At 71.5% G+C, this 20,299-nt stretch carries 18 protein-coding genes; 9 read left to right on the forward strand and 9 right to left on the reverse strand.

Going from position 1 to position 20,299, the window contains the following annotated elements:
* The first annotated feature begins 18 nt into the window (after positions 1-18).
* Positions 19-495 (forward strand): hypothetical protein, encoded by a 477-nt coding sequence (locus OIE53_RS23915; protein ID WP_327023733.1) that lies wholly within the window; start codon positions 19-21, stop codon positions 493-495.
* A 31-nt stretch (positions 496-526) separates the two neighbouring features.
* Positions 527-2,005 carry a serine/threonine-protein kinase gene (locus OIE53_RS23920; RefSeq protein WP_327023734.1) on the forward strand — a complete coding sequence of 493 codons (1,479 nt, stop codon included), beginning with the start codon at positions 527-529 and terminating at the stop codon, positions 2,003-2,005.
* Between the two features lie 14 nt (positions 2,006-2,019).
* Here OIE53_RS23920 and OIE53_RS23925 read toward each other — a convergent pair whose 3' ends face one another.
* Positions 2,020-2,346, reverse strand: a complete 327-nt coding sequence (locus OIE53_RS23925; protein ID WP_327023735.1) for a hypothetical protein — start codon at positions 2,344-2,346, stop codon at positions 2,020-2,022.
* 235 nt (positions 2,347-2,581) lie between these two features.
* Here OIE53_RS23925 and OIE53_RS23930 point away from each other — a divergent pair, with 235 nt between their 5' ends.
* Positions 2,582-4,360 (forward strand): alpha/beta hydrolase, encoded by a 1,779-nt coding sequence (locus OIE53_RS23930; RefSeq protein WP_327023736.1) that lies wholly within the window; start codon positions 2,582-2,584, stop codon positions 4,358-4,360.
* A 71-nt stretch (positions 4,361-4,431) separates the two neighbouring features.
* On the opposite strand, the gene OIE53_RS23935 is transcribed toward OIE53_RS23930, so the two are convergent.
* From OIE53_RS23935 to OIE53_RS23960, 6 genes are all read right to left on the reverse strand, one after another.
* Entirely contained in the window at positions 4,432-5,595 is a 1,164-nt protein-coding gene (locus tag OIE53_RS23935) for an acyl-CoA dehydrogenase family protein (protein ID WP_327027375.1), read from the reverse strand.
* Positions 5,595-7,643 carry an ATP-binding protein gene (locus OIE53_RS23940; protein WP_327023737.1) on the reverse strand — a complete coding sequence of 683 codons (2,049 nt, stop codon included), beginning with the start codon at positions 7,641-7,643 and terminating at the stop codon, positions 5,595-5,597. The genes OIE53_RS23935 and OIE53_RS23940 overlap by 1 nt, the downstream gene beginning before the upstream one ends.
* A 70-nt stretch (positions 7,644-7,713) precedes the next feature.
* Positions 7,714-9,315: an acyl-CoA carboxylase subunit beta gene (locus OIE53_RS23945; protein WP_327023738.1), complete on the reverse strand. Its 1,602-nt coding sequence runs from the start codon at positions 9,313-9,315 to the stop codon at positions 7,714-7,716.
* On the reverse strand, positions 9,312-11,030 hold the full coding sequence (locus tag OIE53_RS23950) for an acyclic terpene utilization AtuA family protein (RefSeq protein WP_327023739.1): 1,719 nt from the start codon (positions 11,028-11,030) through the stop codon (positions 9,312-9,314). Before OIE53_RS23950 ends, OIE53_RS23945 begins: the two co-directional genes overlap by 4 nt.
* 73 nt (positions 11,031-11,103) lie before the next feature.
* Positions 11,104-11,739, reverse strand: coding sequence for a TetR/AcrR family transcriptional regulator (locus OIE53_RS23955; RefSeq protein WP_327023740.1), 636 nt, complete (start codon positions 11,737-11,739; stop codon positions 11,104-11,106).
* 177 nt (positions 11,740-11,916) lie between these two features.
* Positions 11,917-12,594 (reverse strand): Crp/Fnr family transcriptional regulator, encoded by a 678-nt coding sequence (locus OIE53_RS23960; protein ID WP_013736306.1) that lies wholly within the window; start codon positions 12,592-12,594, stop codon positions 11,917-11,919.
* A gap of 212 nt (positions 12,595-12,806) precedes the next feature.
* Between OIE53_RS23960 and OIE53_RS23965 the strand changes: the two genes are divergently transcribed.
* The 6 genes from OIE53_RS23965 (at position 12,807) to OIE53_RS23990 (ending at position 18,102) form a co-directional block, all read left to right on the forward strand.
* Positions 12,807-13,469, forward strand: a complete 663-nt coding sequence (locus OIE53_RS23965) for an adenosylcobinamide amidohydrolase (protein WP_327023741.1) — start codon at positions 12,807-12,809, stop codon at positions 13,467-13,469.
* Positions 13,470-13,528: 59 nt separating this feature from the next.
* Positions 13,529-14,677: a CapA family protein gene (locus OIE53_RS23970; RefSeq protein ID WP_327023742.1), complete on the forward strand. Its 1,149-nt coding sequence runs from the start codon at positions 13,529-13,531 to the stop codon at positions 14,675-14,677.
* A gap of 28 nt (positions 14,678-14,705) precedes the next feature.
* Positions 14,706-15,515, forward strand: coding sequence for an endonuclease III (gene nth / locus OIE53_RS23975; protein WP_327027376.1), 810 nt, complete (start codon positions 14,706-14,708; stop codon positions 15,513-15,515).
* On the forward strand, positions 15,512-16,132 hold the full coding sequence (locus OIE53_RS23980) for a TlpA family protein disulfide reductase (RefSeq protein ID WP_393340351.1): 621 nt from the start codon (positions 15,512-15,514) through the stop codon (positions 16,130-16,132). The genes nth and OIE53_RS23980 overlap by 4 nt, the downstream gene beginning before the upstream one ends.
* Before the next feature lie 14 nt (positions 16,133-16,146).
* On the forward strand, positions 16,147-16,860 hold the full coding sequence (locus tag OIE53_RS23985) for an NUDIX hydrolase (protein WP_327023743.1): 714 nt from the start codon (positions 16,147-16,149) through the stop codon (positions 16,858-16,860).
* A gap of 63 nt (positions 16,861-16,923) precedes the next feature.
* Positions 16,924-18,102, forward strand: coding sequence for a MarP family serine protease (locus tag OIE53_RS23990; protein ID WP_327023744.1), 1,179 nt, complete (start codon positions 16,924-16,926; stop codon positions 18,100-18,102).
* Positions 18,103-18,105: 3 nt separating this feature from the next.
* On the opposite strand, the gene OIE53_RS23995 is transcribed toward OIE53_RS23990, so the two are convergent.
* Both OIE53_RS23995 and mycP read right to left on the reverse strand, forming a co-directional pair.
* The gene (locus OIE53_RS23995; RefSeq protein ID WP_393340371.1) at positions 18,106-18,876 is read right to left on the reverse strand and encodes a phosphatase PAP2 family protein; all 771 of its coding nucleotides are present in this window, start codon (positions 18,874-18,876) and stop codon (positions 18,106-18,108) included.
* Positions 18,877-18,903: 27 nt separating this feature from the next.
* Positions 18,904-20,214 carry a type VII secretion-associated serine protease mycosin gene (gene mycP / locus OIE53_RS24000; protein ID WP_393340348.1) on the reverse strand — a complete coding sequence of 437 codons (1,311 nt, stop codon included), beginning with the start codon at positions 20,212-20,214 and terminating at the stop codon, positions 18,904-18,906.
* Positions 20,215-20,299: the final 85 nt, after the last annotated feature.

The raw sequence follows: 20,299 nt of genomic DNA on the forward strand, positions 1-20,299 counted from the left end.
GACAGGGGAGGGCATGAGATGAGGCTGCCGCGCTCGGTTGCCGGCTGGACGATCGCGGTGTTCGGTGTGTTGGCGCTGGTGATGGGGGCCGTCGGGCTGCTCTGGCCGGAGGCGCTGCTGGGGATGCTCGGTTTCGAGATACCCGAGACCCGGATGGCCGGCGACTACACCGGGGTCTTCGTGACGGCCTCCTCGATGGCCTCGTTCAACATGGGGGTCTACTACCTGCTGGCCACCGCCACCGAGTGGCGGGCCTTCTACCGCTTCACGGTGGTCTTCCGTCTGGTCACCTTCACGGTGTTCACCCTCGCGGTGCTGGCCGACGTGGCCCCGGGCCGGTTCTTCGGGGTGGCGGCCTGGGAGGGCGTGGGGGCGTTGGCCACCGCCGCCGGTCTGTGGTGGGACGCCCGGCGAGGCGGCGGAGCTGCGGATTCGGCTGGGCGCGGCGGTGCGGAAACGTCGAGGGTGGAACCGTCCGCCGATGCGGTTCATTGAGCCGCTGTAGCAGTTGGGTATTTTCGATACCGTGACCGACACGCAGCCCGGCTCCCTGCCGACGCCCATTGTGCCTGGTCTGACTGATTTGCAGGTGTTCGCCCGGGGCGGGTACGCGACAGTTTACCGAGCCACCCAGATCTCGGTGGGTCGCGAGGTGGCGGTCAAGGTGGAGAACCGCACCCTGGTCAGCGAGCGGGACCAGGCGCGGTTCCTGCGCGAGGCGCGGGCCGCCGGCCGGATGTCCTCACACCCGCACGTGGTGGACCTGTTCGACGTCGGTGTGACCATCGACCAGCACCCGTACCTGATCATGGAGTTGTGTGACGGGTCGTACGCCGAACGGATGCGCACCTCCCGGTTGGATGCCGTGGAGGCCCGCGACCTCGGTGTCAAGATCGCCGACGCGATCGCCCACTCGCACGGCGCCGGGGTGCTGCACCGCGACGTGAAGCCGGCCAACATCCTGTACTCGCACTTCAACACCGCCGTGCTGGCCGACTTCGGGCTGGCGGTGGTCGCCGAGATGCGGGACGCCTCGGTCGCCCTGGAGGTGCTCACCCCGGCGTACGCGCCGCCGGAGATGTTCAACCACAGCCCGCCGTCCCCGGCCGTGGACGTGTACGCGCTCTGCGCCACCCTCTACGCGGTCATGCACGGGCGTCCGCCCCGGTGGCAGTCCGAGCGCAACCCGAGCCTGGTGACCGTGCTGGAGATGTTCCACCAGCCGATTCCCAGCCTGCCCGGGGTGCCGGAGGACCTGATGGAGGTGCTCCGCGCGGGAATGGCCAACGATCCCGGGGAACGGCCGTCCGCCGCGGAGCTGCGCGACCTGCTGACCAACCTCTCCCTGGGGATGCCCGGCGGGTACACCCAGGGCGGTTCGTTCGGGTACGGGGGTGGCCGCTACGACCTCGCGTACCCCACGGCCCGGGAGGGCCAGCCGGTCGAGGGGGCCTCCGCCGGTTCGACTCAGCGGCGGCGTCGGCGTCGCTGGTTCTTCGGGGTGGCGGGGGTGGCCGCGTTGGCCGCCTCGGCCGGGGTCGGTGCCTGGGCTGCCGGTGGCATGCCGTCGACACAGGCCACCCTGCCCCCTCGCCCCTCGGCTACCGGTGTCCTCCGCCCGGGTTGCGCGACAATGCCGGAGACCCTGCCCAGCGGTGTCCGGTGCGCGGAGGAGTTGGAGTGCTTCGGGCCGGTGCAGGTGCGTGGTCAACGGGCCCAGGCCAGTCGGGTGCCGTGCGACACCCGGCACACCTGGGAGAGCTACGCCCTGGGGGAGTTGCCGGCGGCGCTGCTGGACGCCGGTCATGACGAGATCGTGGCTGATCCGGCTGTCCAGCGGGTCTGCAACGAGGAGACCTTCCGGCTGGTCACCGGGGGCCGTCAGCCCATCGGCTGGAACCTGGAGGTGCTGCCGCCGGCCGAAGGGGAGGCCGGCCGCATGTACCGCTGCCTGGCCGGACGTGGGCTCAACGGGCTGGCCTCACCCACCCTCACGGGTGGTTGAGGGGTAGACACTGCTCACTGGCCGTCGTCGCGGCGGTAGCGGGCTCGCATGGCCCGGACCGCGTCGCGGTCACCCAGGGTCTCCAGGGTGTCGGCGTCCACCCCGGGAGGCGCGGGGTCGGCCGGCCCGAGCGGCTGCGGGGGATCGGGGGCAGCGGTGGCCTCCTGTTGGCGGGCCGCGGTCACGGCCACCCCGGAGATGGTGGCCAGCAGGACGCAGAGCAGGGCCATCGCCACGCCGAGCAGATCCTGCCGGCCTCCGGCGATGAGTGACACCAGCAACCAGAGGGCCGCGACGGCGGCGGCCACCGCGACGGTGCGGGCGTCGGAGATGCGCTTCACCCGTCCAGAATGTCGGGGATCGCCGCGCTGTCAACCACGGGCTTCCCATCATTGGGAAAATCCTCGGCTGCCAACTGGTGAAGACAGCCTCATTGATGAACAGGTTGTTACATTCCTCAGGGTGGATGCCATGAATGATCCCCCTCTGTCCGGAGATGTGACGAGTCCTGAGTATCTAGAGTGGTCGATGGTCGAGCCTCGACTCGACGTCCCCCACCCACCGGAAGGCATCCATATGTCACCAGTCCGGACCCTGGCCGCGGCAGCTACAGCCGGCGTACTGCTTGCCGGGATGGCGGTGGCACCCGCCGCTGCCGCCCCGACCGCCATCGGTGGTGCGACCGTCTCGCACCGCACCAGCATCACGGAGAGCCTGCGCGTCGACCGGGTACCCACTCCCAAGATGAACTGGGCGGAGTGCGACGAGGGCGCCGAGTGCGCCACGGTCGACCTGCCACTGGACTACGACGACCCGAAGGGCCCCACCGTCGAGGTGGCGGTCGTGCGGGTCAAGGCACGAGACCAGCAGCGCAAGATCGGCAGCCTGTTCATCAACCCGGGTGGCCCCGGGGTTCCGGCCAGCGACACCGTCCTGGCTTCGCCGTACTTCCTCAGTGACGTGCTGCTGGAGCGGTTCGACATCATCGGGATGGACCCGCGCGGGGTGGGTGCCAGCAACCCGATCAGGTGCTTCAGGTCGGTAGCGGAACAGACCCGGGCGTACGAGGGGTTGAACGTGGCCTTCCCGTACACCAGGGCGGAGGAGAAGGCGTACGTTGCCTCCTCGGCCGCCGTCGGTAAGGCCTGTTCCACCACGGGCAGGCCGATCAGCGGCGCGATGTCCACCGCTCAGGTGGCCCGGGACATGGACGTGCTGCGCCGGGCCCTCGGTGACCAGAAGCTGACCTACCTGGGATACAGCTACGGCAGCATCCTCGGGCAGTACTACGCGAACATGTTCCCCGACCGGGTCCGGGCCGTGGCGATCGACGGGGTGCTGGACGCGACCGCCTGGGTCGGCGGCGGGAAGTACGGCGACCTGGACCAGGAGTCGCGGATGCGCAGCGCCCAGGGCGCGTACAAGGCGCTCAGCGAGATTATGAAGCGGTGCGAGAGTGTCGGCGCCGAGGTCTGCCCGCTGGCCCCCGGCGACCCGATGGCCAAGTTCGAGTTGGCGATGCAACGGCTCAAGGCCGGGCCGGTGGTGATCGAGGTCCCGTACCTGGGCCCGCGAACCTTCACCTACACCAGCTTCATCGGGTCCGTCCTCAGGTTGATGTACTACCCCTGGAACGACGGCGACATCGTGTGGTTGACCGCAGAGGTGCTTCGGTTGACCGACCCGACGGCATCCGAGGCGGACCGGGAGCAGGCGCGGGCCGCCCTGGCCCAGCGGCTGGCCAAGGCCAACATCGACGACATTCCGTACGACAACATGCTGGAGGCCTTCCTCGGCGTCGACTGCGCCGACGCCAACCACCCGAAGGCGCTCGCCTCCTGGCCGGCCCGGGCGGCTCGGGCCGACAAGCGGGACCCCTACTTCGGTCGGCTCTGGACCTGGGCCAGCGCGCCCTGCGCCCGAGGCAGTTGGACCGTCCGCGACGAGGACCGGTTCACCGGCCCCTTCAACCGACGGACCGCCAACCCGGTGCTGGTGGTCGGCAACTACTGGGACCCCTCCACCAACTACAACGGGGCGGTGTCCACCTCGAAGCTGCTGCCGAACAGCCGGCTGCTGTCCAGCGACAGTTGGGGACACACCGCGTACGGGACCTCGGCCTGCGTGACCGATGCCATGGACGCGTACCTGCTGCAGGTGACCCTGCCCAGGAAGGGCACGGTCTGCAAGGGTGACATCCAGCCCTTCCAGGAGGTGCCGGAGTTCGCCGCGACCACCCGGGCCCAGGTGTCCGGCAGCGACATGGCCGCGCGGAGCGCGCCGCTTCGCGGCGCCCCGAAGCAACTACCCCCGGTAGTGGCGCCGCTGCCGGTAGCGACACTGAGCGGCCACTGAGTTACGTTCGATTCACCGGGGTACGGCCGGCGTTCGGGTCGCCCGCCGTACCCCGGCCCTTCTTCCCGGTCTCAGTAGGACTTGTCCTGGCCGAGGAGGTGTTGGGCGACGAAGTTGAGGATCATCTCGCGGCTGACCGGAGCGATCCGGCTGGCGCGTACCGCCCCCAGCAGGGTGGCCACCCCGTACTCCGTGGTCATGCCGGCCCCGCCTAGGGCCTGGACGGCGGTGTCGACGGCCAGCGCCGCCGCCTCGCTGGAGGCGTACTTGGCCATGTTGCCGGCCACCCCCGCCTCCAGATCCCGGCCGGCGTCGTAGAGCGCCGCCGCCTTCTGGATCATCAGCCGGGCCAACTCCACCTGCACGGAGGCGTGGGCCAGGGGGTGGGAGACCCCCTGGTGGGTGCCGATGGTCCGGCCGCCCCAGACCGTCCGGGTGGCGGTGTACTCCGTGGCCCGTTCGATGGCGTACCGGCCGGTGCCGGCACCCATCGCGGCCACCGTGATCCGCTCCGGGTTAAGCCCGGAGAACAGCGCCGGCAGACCGGCGTCCAGGGACTCACCGACCAGGGCGTCGGCGGGCAGCCGGACCTCGTCCAGGTAGAGCAGGAACTGGTTCTCCGGGGACACGATCTCCATGTCGAGCTTGGAACGGGTCATTCCGGGGGCATCGGTGGGCACCAGGAACAACGCGGGCTTGAGCTTGCCGGTCGTGGCGTCCTCGGTGCGGGCCACCACCAGTACGTGCTGCGCCTCGTCGACCCCGGAGATGTAGCACTTGCGTCCGGACAGCAGCCAGTCGTCACCGTCGCGGCGGGCCACCGTGGCCAGGCGGTGGAAGTTCGACCCCGCCTCCGGCTCGGTGATCGCGAAGACGATCTTCTGGGAGCCGTCGGCCAACCCGGGCAGGTGGCGTTTGCGCTGCTCCTCGGTGCCGTGTCGGTGGATCACCGTGGCGGCGATCGCGGGGGAGACCACCAGCAGCAGCAACGGGCAGCCGGCTGCGGCCAACTCCTCGCAGACGATGGCCAGTTCGGTGATGCCGCCGCCACCCCCGCCGTACTCCTCGGGGATGTTGACCCCCAGGTAGCCGAGCCGACCCGCCTCGTGCCACAGCTCGGTGGTGTGCTCACCGGCCTTGGCCTTCTCCACGAAGTAGCGGTGACCGTACCGGCGGCCCAGCGCGCGTACCGCCTCGCGTAGCTGGTCCTGTTCCGGGCTGAGGTCGAAGTTCATCACGATGCCTCCTCGAGCGGGTTGACCACGGCCAGCACGGCACCCGTGTCGACCTGCCCGCCGGGGGACACCGGCAGCTCGGTGACCACGCCGTCGGTCGGGGCGAAAACGGGGTGTTCCAGCTTCATCGCTTCCAGGGTCAGCAGCAGGTCACCGGCGGCGACCTGCTGACCGACCTCGACGTGCACCCGGGTCACCGCGCCGGGCAGCGGGGCCAGCAGCGACCCGGCGGCCAGCGCCGCGCCGGGCAGCGGGAACCGCGGCGACTCGACCAGCCGCGCCGAGCCGTCCGGGCCGTCCACGAAAACCTCGGACCCGGTCCGGTGTACGCGGTACCCCCGCCGCACCCCGGCCACCTCCAGCACGACCCGCTCCGGGCTGGCCTCGATCAGGGTGACCGCCTCGCCCGTCTCCGCACGGGCCTCGCCGGACTCGTTCGGCGTGGCTGGGGTCGAGCCGGCGTGGTTGGGGGAAGCGGCGGTCGAGTCGGCAGAGGTCGACCAGTGGGCCAGTCGACCCGCACGGTCCAACCGGTAGCGGACCTCGATCTCGCCACCGTCGCCGCCGGTGAACCGGGTGACCTGCCCGACGGCGGGCACGTTGCGCCAGCCGGACGGCAGCCCGGCCAGCACCGGGGCGGCGGCGCGGCGGGCGGCGGCCGAGGCCAGCGCGGCGGCCAGGGCCACCAGGGGAAGCTCAGCGGGAGGCAGCAGCGGGGCCAGGACCTCCGGGTGCCGGTCCAGGAAACCCGTGTCGACCTGCGCGGCGGCGAACTCCGGGCTGCGCAGTACCCGGACCAGCAGGTCCCGGTTGGTGGTGACGCCGTGCAGTTCGGCCCGGGCCAGGGCACCGGCCAGGGCGCGGGCCGCCTCGACGCGGGTGGGTGCCCAGGCGATCAGCTTGGCGAGCATCGAGTCGTAGTGCACGCCGACCGCCGAACCGTCGATCACCCCGGAGTCCAGCCGCAGCCCCTGGTGCGGGGTGAACTCGGCGGCCACCCCGGGCACGGTGAACCGGTGCAGGGTGCCGGTGGCCGGGCGGTACCCCTGGGCGGGGTCCTCGGCGCAGAGGCGTACCTCGATGGCGTGGCCCCGCACCGGCGGGGTAGCCGACAGGGGCAGGGGCTCACCCTCGGCGACCAGCAGTTGCAGCCGGACCAGGTCCAGCCCGGTGACCGCCTCGGTGACCGGGTGTTCCACCTGGAGTCGGGTGTTCATCTCCAGGAAGAAGAACTCGCCCGCCTCGCTGAGCAGGAACTCCACCGTGCCCGCCCCGACGTAGTCGACCGCCTGGCCGGCGGCCACCGCCGCCTGATGCAGGCGGTCCCGCAACTCCGCGTCGAGCAGGGCCGGTGCCTCCTCGACGATCTTCTGGTGCCGGCGCTGGATCGAGCAGTCCCGCTCGCCGAGGGCCAGCACCGTACCGTGCCGGTCCCCGACGATCTGCACCTCGACGTGCCGACCCCGTTCGACGTACCGCTCGATGAAGACCGTGCCGTCGCCGAAGGCCGAGGCCGCCTCGCGGCGCGCACTCGCGACGGCCTCGGGAAGCCCGGCCGGGTCGCGGACGATCCGCATGCCGCGCCCGCCGCCCCCGGCGGCGGCCTTGACCAGCACCGGGAAGTCGGTCACCTGGTCCGCCTCGCTCCAGCTGGGCAGCATCGGTACCCCGGCCTCGGCCAGCAGGGTCTTGGCAGCCAGCTTGTCGCCCATCGCGGCGATCGCCTTGGCGGGCGGGCCCACCCAGGTCAGGCCGGCGTCGGCCACCGCCGTGGCGAAGTCGGCGTTCTCGGCCAGGAAGCCGTAGCCGGGGTGGACGGCGTCCGCCCCACAGCGCCGGGCCGCGTCGAGGATCAGGTCGATCCGCAGGTACGTCTCGGCGGGGGTGTGACCGGGCAGGCGTACGGCCTGGTCGGCCTCGGCGACGAAAGGCGCCTCGGCGTCCGCGTCGGAGTGCACCGCCACCGTCTCGATGCCCAGCGCCCGGCAGGTGGCGAAGATCCGGCGGGCGATCTCCCCCCGGTTGGCGACGAGCAGCCGACTGATCACGGGGCCAACCTTTCGTTCGCGACTGCGGGACTCCGCTTCGCTGCATTCCTCGCGCTCACGGGCATCTGCCTCACATTCGGAAGACGCCGAAGCCGTCGGCGCCCTTCACCGGTCCGTTGTGGATGGCCGACAGGCAGAGCCCTAGGACGGTACGGGTGTCCCGAGGATCGATCACCCCGTCGTCGTAGAGCCGACCGGAGAGGAACAGCGCCCCGGACTGCGACTCGATCTGCTGCTCGACCATCATCCGCATCGCCGCGTCGGAGTCGGCGTCGAACTCCCGGCCCCGGGCGGCGGCGGCCTGCCGGGCCACGATGGACAGCACCCCGGCCAACTGCGCCGGGCCCATCACGGCCGACTTCGCGTTCGGCCAGGTGAACAGGAACCTCGGCTCGTACGCCCGACCGCACATGCCGTAGTTGCCGGCCCCGTACGAGGCACCCAGGTTGACCGTCAGGTGCGGCACCTTCGAGTTCGACACCGCATTGATCATCAGGGCGCCGTGCTTGATGATGCCGCCCTGCTCGTAGGAGGTGCCGACCATGTACCCGGTGGTGTTCTGCAAGAAGATCAACGGGGTGTCGGTGGCGTTGGCCAGCTGGATGAACTGGGCGGCCTTCTGCGCCTCGGCGCTGAACAGCACCCCACGGGCGTTGGCGAGCACCCCGACCGGGTACCCGTGCAGCTCGCCCCAACCGGTGACCAGGGCGGTGCCGTAGGCCGGCTTGAACTCGTCGAACTCGCTGCCGTCGAGCACCCGGGCGAGCACCTCGCGGGGATCGAAGGGCACCCGGAGGTCGGCGCTGACGACGCCGAGCAACTCCTCCGGGTCGTACTTCGGGGGTTGCGGGTGTGGGTTGCGGGGGGCCGAACCCAGCTTGCGCCAGTTCAACCGGCGTACGCACTGCCGGGCCAGCCGGATGCCGTCCCGCTCGTCGGCGGCGAGGAAGTCGGCCAGGCCGCTCGTCGTGGCGTGCATGACCGCCCCACCGAGGGACTCGTCGTCGGCGTCCTCACCGGTGGCCATCTTCACCAGCGGCGGTCCGGCCAGGTAGACCTGGGACCGGTCCCGGATCATGATCGTGTAGTCCGACATCCCGGGCACGTAGGCCCCGCCCGCGGTGGCGTTGCCGAAAACCACGCTGACCGTGGGGATCTTCTCGGCCGAGAGCCGGGTCAGGTCACGGAACACCCGGCCACCCGGAATGAAGATCTCCGCCTGGGTGGGCAGATCCGCCCCGGCCGACTCGACCAGGTTCACCATGGGCAGCCGGTTGGCCAGGGCGATCTCACCGGCCCGCCGGGTCTTCGCCAGCGACCAGGGGTTCACCGCCCCGCCGCGTACGGTCGGGTCGTTGGCGAGCACCAGGCACTCGACGCCCTCGATCACCCCGATGCCGGTCACCACGCTGGCCCCGACCGGGAAATCCGTGCCGTATCCGGCGACCGGTGACAGCTCCAGGAACGGGCTGTCCTGATCCAGCAGCAGCTCGATGCGCTCCCGGGGGAGCAGCTTGCCGCGCCCGTGGTGCCGGGTCACGTACTTCTCGCCGCCACCGGCCCGCGCCTGCCGCACGGTGTCGTCCAGTTCGGCGATGCGTTCCAGCAACGCCTCCCGGTTGGCGCGGAACGCCGCCGAGGTGGGATCGACGGCGGTGTCCAGTGTGCTCACGGTGCTCCCTCCGATGCCGGTCCGGCGGTCAGCTCCGTCGGCAGGTCGACCAGCCGGGCACGCAGCAGTTCGCCGAGCGCCTTGGCCTGCGGGTCGAACCGGGTGGAGGCGGCCACCCCGGCACCCAGCAGCCCCTCGATGACGAAGTTGACCGCCCGCAGGTTGGGCAGTTCGTACCGCTGCACCGTCAGCCCGGCGGTCTCCGGCAGCAACTCGGCCAACCGCTCGACGCTGAGCCAGCCGCGCAGCCAGGCCCAGGTCGCGTCCGTACGCGCCCACACCCCGAGGTTCGCGTCGCCACCCTTGTCGCCCGACCGCGCCCCCACCACCTCGCCCAGCGCCCCCCGCCGGGTCGAGTGAAAGGAAGGGCCCCTTATTAACGCCTGGTGTTGTACAGGGGGCCCTTCCAAACAGGTCACCGGGGGCGGCGGGATCGGCACGCGGCTGCCGTCGGGCAGCACGGCGACGTGCGCGACGTCGCCCTGCGGCACGGCGTCAGTGGTGAAGACGCCGTACGGGGTGGCGTCGCCGGGCAAGGTGGTCAAGGTGCAACCCGGGTAGGAGGCGAGCGCCAGCTCCACCGCCGCCGCCGAGAAGGCCCGCCCGGCCCGCGACTTGTCCCCGTCCCGCAGGTGTACGTGCAGCAGGGCGCTCGCCGTCTCGGTCTCCACCGCATCCGGATGATCCGTACGAGCCAGGGTGAACTCCAGCCCCTCCGGGCCTACCGACTCGGTCAACTGCGCCTGCACCAGGGCGGCCTTGGCCGGGATGTCCAGCCCGCAGAGTACGAAGGTCATCGAGTTGCGGAAGCCGCCCAGGTTGTTGATGCCGACCTTGAGGGTCTCCGGTGGGGGCGCACCCCGGACCCCGCAGATCCGGACCCGGTCCGGCCCATGCTGATCCAGGGTCACCGTGTCCAACCGGGTCACCACGTCCGGCCCCAGGTAATCCGGCCCGCCCACCTCGTACAACAGTTGGGCGGTGACCGTCTCGACGGTGACCGCCCCGCCGGTGCCCGGATGCTTGGTCAGCACGGCCGAGCCGTCCGGATGCAGCTCGGCGATCGGGAAGCCCGGCCGGTGCCCACCGTCGGGCAGTTCCGTGAAGAAGCTGAAGTTGCCGCCGGTCACCTGGGCCCCGCACTCGATCAGGTGCCCGGCGACGGTCGCCCCGGCCAGCGCGTCCAGGTCGTCACGTCCCCAACCGAAGTGGGCGATGGCCGGGCCGACGGCCAGGGAGGCGTCGGTGACCCGGCCGGTCACCACGATGTCGGCCCCACCCTGAAGGCAGGCGGCGATGCCGAAGGCCCCCAGGTAGGCGTTGGCGGTCAGGGCGTCCGGCCTGGCTAGGGCGTCGCCCTCGACGTACCCGACCCGCACCTCGAGCCCGAGCCGGTCGGCGAGGGACCGCACGGCGGCGGCCAGCCCCGCCGGGTTCAGCCCACCGGCGTTGGTGACTATCCGTACGCCCCGGTCCAGCGCGGTGCCGAGGGTGCCCTCCAGTTGCCGCAGAAAGGTCTTCGCGTACCCGAGGTCGGGGTCACGCATCCGGTCCCGACCCAGGATGAGCATGGTCAACTCGGCCAGGTAGTCCCCGGTCAACACGTCCAACTCGCCGCCGTCGAGCATCTCCCGCCAGGCCGAGAAACGGTCGCCGTAGAAGCCGGAGGCGTTACCGACCCGCAGCACCGTACCCGTGCCGAAGGTCCGACTCATGCGAGCCGCCCGGTGCCAGCCGGTGCGGTGAGGGGTACGGGCAGGTCGAGCATGATGCCTCCGGGCGGGATCGTCAGTGCCGCGCGCTCCCCGGCGGGTCGGCTGCGGGGGTGAGCAGGGCGGCGAGCTGGTGTTTCCAGGCGTGCAGCAGGGCGGTCCGCCGGGCCGAGTCGTCGCTGAGCAGGTTGGCCACGCCCAGCCCACGCAGCAGGTCGAGGGTCGCCTGCACCGCCTCGCGTACGCCCGGCCGCCGTTCGTCCACCCCGAGCAGCTCGACGGTCAGCCGGTACATCTCCCGGCCCACCCTGGCCTCCAGCGGCAGCAGCGCGGCACGTAGTTCGGCGTCGGTGCGGGCGGCCACCCAGAGTTCCAGGGCGGCGACGAACAGCGGCCCGGTGAAGGCGGCGGCCAGCAGGTCGACGACTCGATCCAGCCGATCCGGGCCGGCCGGCAGGGCCTCGGCCTCGACGCGCAACTCCGCCGCCCGCCGCTCGCTGAGGTGCCCGACGGCGGCGGTGACCAGGGTCGCCTTGGTCGGGTAGTGGTGCAGCTGGGCACCCCGGGAAACCCCCGCCCGATGGGCCACGACCGTGGTGGTGGTGCCGGACCAGCCGTGCTCCACCAGGCAGTCGAGGGTCGCCTCCAGCAGTCGGGCCTGAGTGGCGCGACTGCGTTCCTGCTGAGGGACCCGGGTCGATGCGGTGGACACGCGCACAGCCTGCCCCGCCAGAAACAAACAGTCAAGCCTGACTTTTTATGGCTCCTGCGGGGCTGCGGGGTGCAGCGGTTCGGCCGCCTGAGGTAACCCGAGGTAGCTGGGACGGCTGAGACACGCCACCCGCCCGGCCCAGGTGGTGGGCCGAGCGGGTGGGGTGAGCAGACGGGGTCAGACGCGGGCGCGGCGGGCCAGGCGCTCCGGGTCGAGGATGATGATGCTCTTGCCGTCCAGGCGGAGCCAGCCGCGCGAGGCGAAGTCGGCCAGGGCCTTGTTGACGGTCTCTCGGGAGGCGCCGACGAGCTGGGCGATCTCCTCCTGAGTCAGGTCGTGGGTCACCCGCAGCACGCCGCCGTCGCGGGTGCCGAAGCGGCCGGCCATCTGGAGCAGGTTCTTGGCGACCCGGCCGGGCACGTCGGTGAAGATCAGGTCGGCCAGGGCGTCGTTGGTCCGGCGCAGTCGACGGGCGAGTACCCGCAGCAACTGCTCGGCGATCTCCGGCCGGTTGTTCAGCCAGGGGCGCAGGGCCTGCTTGCGCAGTCGGGCCAGCCGGCTGTCCGTGACCGCGGTGGCGGTGGCCGTACGCGGACCCGGGTCGAACAGGGACAACTCGCCCACCATGTCCGAGGGGCCCATGACCGCGATCAGGTTCTGCCGGCCGTCCGCCGCGCGGCGGCCAACTTTGATCTTGCCGGACAGCAGGATGTAGAGACTGTCGCCGGGCTCGCCCTCGTTGAAGACGACCTCGCCCTTGCGGACCTCGATGGTCTCCATCTCCTTGGCGAGCGCCTCGGCAGCCTCCGGGTCAACGCCCTGGAAGATCCCGCTGCGGGCCAGTACCTCGTCCATCGCGCACACCTCCGGTTGCGCGTGCCGTCTGCTCGGCCGGGACTGCCGTCCGCTGATCCCCTCGCGCGCCGACCAGTCTAGGCGCACGTGAGCAGGAATCAGAGGTCCACCCCTGGAATCTTGATCGTTGGGCGTACCCGCCCGCTGCCGGAGCCCGCCACCATCGCCCGGCCCACCCGAGCGGGTGATGCCGCAGGTCGTAGGGTCACGGCGTGTTGAGCGACCCTGTGCTGACCAGCCGCCGCGAGGACGGACGGGACATCCCGCTACTCGTGTGGCGGGCTAGGCGACCCCTGCGGGCGGTCAGCAGCGCCCCCCTGGGCGGGGGCATCGGGGTACGGCGGTGGGTGCTGAACGCGACCGTGCCGATGTCGTACGACCGGGAGGACCCGGCCGCCCACCTGGTCGACATGGCCCGCCGGCTCGGCCTGGACGGGCCCGGGGTGGGGCTGCTGACCGGTGTCGACGTCGGGGAGGTGCTGACCCGTACGGACACCGGGGTGCGGGTGTGGGCCACCGTGGGCCTGGGCACCCCGATTCCCGCCGCGGCGCCTGCGGCACCGGCGGTGGCTCAGCGGGTCGGCACGGTCAACATCGTGGCCTGGGTACCCGCCCGGCTGGGTGACGCCGCCCTGGTCAACGCGGTGGCCACGGCCACCGAGGCCAAGGCGCAGGCGATCGCCGACCTGGGACTGCCCGGCACCGGCACCCCCACCGACGCGGTAACCGTGCTGTGTCCACCCACCGGACCGGTCAGCGCGTACGGTGGCCCCCGCTCGGACTGGGGAGCCCCGCTGGCCCGGGCGGTGCACGCCGCCGTACTGGCGGTCGGGACCGGCACAGTGGTGCCGTGGTCGGATCGGCTTCGGGTCTGAAACTCCCCGACCGATCGGCCGTCGTCATGCGGCTTAACCGCGCGGTAGTGTCGCCCGCGATGTATGCTCCCGCCTCCCCTGCGTCCCGACCGCGTCGTCCCGCCGTGGCCGTGCTCGGTGCGCTGCTAGCCGCCCTCCTGCTCGCCGGATGTGCCCAACCCGGCGAAAGGCCGCTCTGGCAGCCCGGCGCGGGCGGCGGTGACACCGGGGCCCCGGTCGAGTCGCCGACGCCGAAGGTCAAGAAGATCTCGCTGTCGGCCACCGGCGACATCGTGATGGCGATGGCCCCCAACCGGATGCCGCCCAACGACGGCAAGGGCTTCTTCGACTCGGTGAAGAAGGCCCTCTCCGCCGATCTGGTGATGGGCAACCTGGAAGAGCCGTTGACGGTGGACACGGGGGCCGGCAAGTGCGGGGAGAACTCGACCCGCTGCTTCCAGTTCCGGGCCCCGCCGGAGTACGCCGCACACCTGGCCGACGCCGGGTTCGACCTGCTCAACCAGGCGAACAACCACGGCTACGACTTCGGGGAGAAGGGGTACGAGAACACCCAGAAGGCCCTGGAGGAGCACGGCCTGGAGCACACCGGCGCCCCCGACCAGATCACCGTGGTGGAGGTCAAGGGCGTCAAGGTGGCCGTGGCGGGGTTCTCCTCGTACCGCTGGTCGAACAGCCTGACCGACATCCCGGCCGCCAAGAAGGTGATCGCCAAGGCCGCCACCATGGCCGACATCGTGGTGGTGCAGGTGCACATGGGCGCCGAGGGCGCGGAGATGACCCGGGTACGGCCGGGCACGGAGATGTTCCTCGGCGAGAACCGGGGTGACCCGATCAAGTTCTCCCGAGCCATGATCGATTCCGGGGCTGACCTGGTGGTCGGGCACGGTCCGCACGTGCTGCGGGGCATGGAGTTCTACAAGGGCCGGCTGATCGCGTACAGCCTGGGCAACTTCGCCGGTGGGGGCAACTCGCTCAGCAACAACGGGCGGCTCGGCTGGGGCGGGGTGCTGAAGGTGTCGCTGGAGGAGGACGGCACCTGGGCGGGTGGCTCCTTCGTGTCGACGTACATGGACGGGGTGCGCAAGCCGGTGGTGGACCCCGACGACCGAGGGCTGGGACTGCTGAAGGAACTCACCAAGCTCGACTTCCCGGAGACCGGCGCCCGGTTCACCGACTCCGGCAAGATCAGCCCGCCCGAGGAGGACTGAGCCGCTCGGCGTACGCGTGTCCGTGGCACTGTCGTCGGGGCGACGTAGGCTGGCCGTCGTGACCAGAAGTGCCACCGAGACCGACCTCGGACGTACCCGGCGGGCCCGGCGGATCGGCCGGGTGCTGACCGAGACCCACCCCGACGCGCACTGTGAGCTCAACCACGGCAACCCGCTGGAGTTGGCCGTCGCCACCATCCTGTCGGCCCAGTGCACGGACAAGAAGGTCAACGAGGTCACCCCGAAGCTTTTTGCCCGCTACCCGAGCGCGGCCGACTACGCCGGGGCGGACCGGGCCGAGATGGAAGAGCTGATCCGGCCCACCGGGTTCTACCGCAACAAGACCAACTCCCTGATCCAGCTCGGTCAGGCCCTGGTGCAGCGCCACGAGGGTCAGGTGCCCGGCCGGTTGGTCGACCTGGTGACCCTGCCCGGGATCGGCCGCAAGACCGCCAACGTCATCCTCGGCAACGCCTTCGGGGTGCCCGGCATCACGGTCGACACCCACTTCCAGCGGCTGGTGCAGCGCTGGGGGCTCACCTCGGAGACCGACCCGGTCAAGATCGAGCACGCGATCGGGGCGATGTTCCCGAAGCGCGACTGGACCATGCTGTCGCACCGGATCATCTTCCACGGCCGGCGGGTCTGCCACGCCCGCAAGCCGGCCTGCGGGGCCTGCACCCTGGCGAAGCTCTGCCCGTCGTACGGCACCGGGCCGACCGAGCCGGCCGCTGCGGCGAAGCTGCTCAAGGGGCCCCGGGCCCGTGACCTGGCGGTCGCCGCCGGGATCGATCCGCAACTGGTGCCGGTGCAGGCCGTCCAGGCGGAGGCCCCGTGATCCGCCGACTCGCCCTGCTAGCCCTGCCGCTGCTGTTGGTCGCCACCACGGCCTGCACGGCCGACACCGAGGCACCCGCGCCCAGTCGACCGGATCAGGCCGCCGGCCGACCCTCCCCGTTCGCCGACTGCGCCGCCCTGACCAGCCCGCCGAACGGTGCGACCGGTGACCCGGCGGTCGGCGAGACCGGCGGCAGTCGGCTACCCGAACTCTCCCTGACCTGCTTCACCGGGGGCGCCCCGGTGGCCCTGCGGGAGGTACGCGGCCCAGCCGTGATCAACATCTGGGCCTCCTGGTGCCCGCCCTGCCGCAAGGAACTGCCGGCCTTCCAACGGCTCAGCGAACGCGCCGAAGGGCAGCTCCAGGTGATCGGGGTGAACACCCAGGACAGCCGCACCGCCGCCCAGGGCATCGGCGAGGACTTCGGCGTACGGTTCCCGATGCTCGTCGACCAGGGGCAGGCGATGCAGCGGGCGCTGCGCCGAAACGCCTTCCCGGTGACGGTGTTCCTGGCCGCCGACGGGCAGATCCGGCACATCGACACCTCGGGTGCCCTGGACGACGCCAGCCTCACCACGCTCGTCCAGCAGCACCTCGACATCACGGTCGGAGCGTGATCGGAGGTGACGGGATGACTCATCGAGTGGAGACGGCCGACACCCGGCACTCCCCGGCCTGGCTGCAACCCCTGCTGGTCCGCCTGGGCACCGCCCGCACCGAGGACTTCACCCAGCTGCGCACCCCGGAGCAGGGGGGCCGGGAGAGCGCCGTACTGGTGCTGCTCGGCGAAGCCGAGACCGGCCCGGACGTGCTGGTCCTGCAACGGTCCGCGACCCTGCGTAACCACGCCGGTCAGCCGGCCTTTCCCGGCGGGGCCGCCGACCCGGAGGACGCCGACGCGGCGGCGACCGCCCTGCGGGAGGCCAACGAGGAGGTCGGGCTCGACACCAGCAGTGTGACCCTGCTGACCGAGCTGCCCCGGCTGTGGATTCCGGTCAGCGACTTCGTGGTCACCCCGGTGCTGGCCTGGTGGCACGCGCCGCACCCGGTGCACGCCCGGGAGCCGGCGGAGGTGGCCCATGTGGCGCGGCTGCCCATCGCCGAGCTGGTGGACCCGGACAACCGGATGCGGGTACGCCATTCGAGCGGCTGGATCGGCCCGGCCTTCTCGGTACGCGGAATGCTGGTCTGGGGATTCACCGCCGGGGTGCTCTCCGCTCTGCTGGACATGGGTGGGTGGAGTCGACCCTGGCCACAGGACCGGATCGTCGAACTGCCGCCGATGGGGCAGACCCCGGCGCCGTCGGCCGGAACGGATCAGGCCGACGAGAGTGCGATGCGCTGATCAAGCGGTCACCTTCCGCTAGTGATCAGCCTTCCGCGAGCTGTCGGCCCGTACGCTTGACCCGTGTCGGCCGTGGATCTCGTCCTGCTCATGCTCATGCTCGTGTTCGCGATCAGCGGATACCGACAGGGGTTCGTCATCGGGGTGCTGTCGTTCTCCGGGTTCTTCCTGGGTGCCCTGATCGGGCTCCAGATCGGGCCGATGTTCGCCCAGCAGTTCGTCGACGGCGGCACCCGGGTCCTGGTCTCACTCGTCGCCATCTTCGGGTTGGCCGTGGTCGGTCAGGCCCTGGCCGGCTGGTTGGGGTCACATCTGCGCCGCACGATCAACAGTGATGTGGGTCGGCGGATCGACGACATCGGCGGCGCCTTCGTCTCGCTCTTCGCCGTGCTCCTGGTCGCCTGGCTGGTCGCGGTGCCGCTGGGCTCCTCCTCCCTGCCCTGGCTGGCCGCCTCGGTACGCAGCAGCGCCCTGCTCAACGTGGTCGACCGGGTGTTGCCCGACCAGGCGCAGCAGTTGTCGACCGCCTTGCGCGACACGGTCGACACCAACGGGTTCCCGGACGTCTTCGACGGGCTGCGGCGTACCCAGGCCCGGCAGGTCGAGCCCCCGGACCCGGCGCTGGCCGGCTCGGAGGTGGTGGCCAGCGGCCAGCGTTCCGTGGTCAAGGTGCTGGGGTCCGCCCCCAGTTGCTCCCGCCGGATAGAGGGCTCCGGTTTCGTGTACGCCAAGGACCGGGTGATGACCAACGCGCATGTGGTGGCCGGTACCCGTTCGGTGGCGGTGGAGCTGCGGGGCGACCGGTACGAGGGGGAGGTCGTCGTCTACGACCCGAACCGGGACCTGGCCGTGCTGTACGTGCCCGGGCTGCCCGGCCCCTCCCTGCGGTTCGCCGCCGGCAACGCCTCCACCGGGGCGGACGCCATCGTGCTCGGCTTCCCGCTGGACGGCCCCTACAACGCCCAGTCGGCGCGGGTCCGGGACGTCGACCGGATCACCGGGCCGGACATCTACTCCTCCGGCAGTGTGACCCGCGAGATCTACACCATCCGGGCGCTGGTGCGCAGCGGCAACTCCGGCGGCCCTCTGGTCTCCTCGAACGGCCTGGTCCTGGGGGTGATCTTCGCTGCGGCGGCGGACGATCCGAACACCGGCTTCGCGGTGACCGCGGCCGAGGCCCGCCCGGTGGCCCTGGAAGGAGCGCAGCGCACCCGGGGGGTGAACACCGGGGAGTGCACCTGACGGTCAGGAATGTGGTGGCGAGGCTGATCGGGGCCACACCCCCAGGGCGGTGGCGGTGCCGATGATCACCGCCAAGCCGAGCAGCCATCCGGCCAGCACGTCACTGCTCCAGTGCACCCCCAGCGCGATCCGGCTGAACCCGGTGACCAGGGCGAGCAGCAGGGCAGCCAGCCAGATCGCGGCCTGCGTCAGGGGCCCGGCCCGGGTCACCGGCTGACCGGTTCGGGTCGAGGTGGGGGGTCTGGGCAGGAAGACCACCACGAGGACCCCGGCGGCGAGCATCGCGTTCAGGGCGTGCCCGGAGGGGAAGGCCAGCCCGGGGGCCTCCGCCACGGGGTCCGGCAGCACCGGTCGGTCCCGGCCCACCAGCAGCTTCAGCAACGGCCCGAGCAGACCCCCGACCACCATGGTGGTGAGGACCCAGACCGCGAGGCGTCTGGCGCCCCGGCTGACCAGCCACAGCACCAGGAACAACGCCGCCGCCCGCAGGGGCCAGGGGGCGAAGAGGTCCGTGCACACCCGCATCACCCGTACCCACAGCGGGTGGGCGACGGCGTACCCGTGCAGGGTCTCGGTCACGGTCACATCGAGCCGCCGCAACGGGGACCAGCCACCCAGCACCAGCCCGGCCAGCAGGGTGAAGGGCAGCAGGGGCAGCAGGGTGAGGGCGGGGACAGGGCTGCGCGGGGTGGGGGTGACCGCGGGCAGGCTGTGCTCCCGCCATGACACCCGCCGATCGCTGCCCACGGCGATGTTGTACCCCCGAGCGGGCAGGCGTACCGGGGATTCGGGCAGATTGGGTCAGCGGTGTGACTGCCGGTACCGGCGCGCCATGAGCAGGGCCCCGGTGAGCAGGGCCAGGAGGATGGCCGAGCCCACCCAGAGCCGTTCCGAGCCGGTCTCGGCCTGCACCCCGGCCGCCCGGGCCCGCCAGCGGGTCTCCTGCTGCGGGCCGGTGAAGCCGAGTTGGTCGGCCTCCGGGGTGGCCGTCGGGACGGAGCCCGGCGCCGGGCCGAACCCGGTGACTCCCGGGGTCTCGTTGTCGTCCAAGGGGTTGTGTTCCACCAGGGGCACCTCCGCGGTCAGCGCCGCGACCGGGTCCACCAGGCCGTAGCCGAACCGGTCGTCGCGGCCGGTGGGGCCGATGTCCTTGGCGGTGACCAGCAGCCGGTTCACCACGTCACCGGCGGACATCTGCGGATAGCGGGCCCGCACCAGGGCAGCGGTGGCGGCGACCAGGGGTGCCGCGAAGCTGGTGCCCTGCACCCGCCAGTAGCCGCCGGGCGGGCGGGCGCCGACGAGACCACTGGCGGGGGCGGTCAGCACGGTGGCCCGGCCGGTGATCGCGCCACTCCACAGGTGGTCGCTGGACCGCTCCAGACCGGAGACCGCGATCACCCCGGGCTCGCGCGCCGGATACCACACCTTCGAGTCCGGTGAGGTGGCCAGATTCCCGGTACACGCGACCACCACGACGTCCCGGGCGAAGGCATAGTCGATCGCGGCGGCCAAGGCCGGGCTGTCTCCGCTGCCCCCCAGGGACAGGTTGATCACCTGGGCGCCGTTGTCGACCGCCCACCGCACCCCCTGGGCGACGATCAGCGCGTCGTCGTAGCGGTTCTCCTCGTCCAAGACCCGCACGGGCAGGATCCGGGCGTCCGGAGCCAGCCCCACCACACCCTGACGGTCGTCGTTGCGCCCGGCGATCAGGCCGGCAACGGTGGTGCCGTGCCCCACCGGATCCGGCTCGGTCGACCCGTCCGGCGAGACCAGGTCGATGCCGGGCAGCACCCGCCCGACCAGATCGGGATGGGAACCGTCCACCCCGGAATCGATCACGGCCACGGTCACCCCTCGGCCGGTAGAGGTCCGCCAGGCGACCTGAGCGCCGAGCCTGTCCAACTGCCACTGCTCGTCGCGGATCTGGTCGGGACGGTCGGTCACGTCGCCGGGCGCGAACGCCACCGGCGCGGCCAGGACCGGGTTGACCGGCACGGCAGCGGCCGGCACCGCCGCGACGACCACCGACACGGTGGCGGCCGTCATCGTGAGCAGTGCCCGGCTGGTCAGGCGTCGGGGCACCCTGGCACCCCTGAGCCGCACCCTGGTCACATTCTCAGCCGTTCGGTCGCAGCAGACATGACGATCGGAGATTACCGCTTCCGTCCCACTTGCAAAGACGTTCGCGAGACTCGAC

Source organism: Micromonospora sp. NBC_01739 (assembly GCF_035920385.1).
In the GTDB taxonomy this organism is placed as follows: domain Bacteria; phylum Actinomycetota; class Actinomycetes; order Mycobacteriales; family Micromonosporaceae; genus Micromonospora.

Coding starts and splice junctions, on each gene's coding strand:
- OIE53_RS23985 (WP_327023743.1), top strand. CDS start 16,147: ATGACTCATCGAGTGGAGACGGCCGACACCCGGCACTCCCCGGCCTGG.
- OIE53_RS23970 (WP_327023742.1), top strand. CDS start 13,529: ATGTATGCTCCCGCCTCCCCTGCGTCCCGACCGCGTCGTCCCGCCGTG.
- OIE53_RS23950 (WP_327023739.1), bottom strand. CDS start 11,030: ATGAGTCGGACCTTCGGCACGGGTACGGTGCTGCGGGTCGGTAACGCC.
- OIE53_RS23930 (WP_327023736.1), top strand. CDS start 2,582: ATGTCACCAGTCCGGACCCTGGCCGCGGCAGCTACAGCCGGCGTACTG.
- OIE53_RS23935 (WP_327027375.1), bottom strand. CDS start 5,595: ATGAACTTCGACCTCAGCCCGGAACAGGACCAGCTACGCGAGGCGGTA.
- OIE53_RS23915 (WP_327023733.1), top strand. CDS start 19: ATGAGGCTGCCGCGCTCGGTTGCCGGCTGGACGATCGCGGTGTTCGGT.
- OIE53_RS23960 (WP_013736306.1), bottom strand. CDS start 12,594: ATGGACGAGGTACTGGCCCGCAGCGGGATCTTCCAGGGCGTTGACCCG.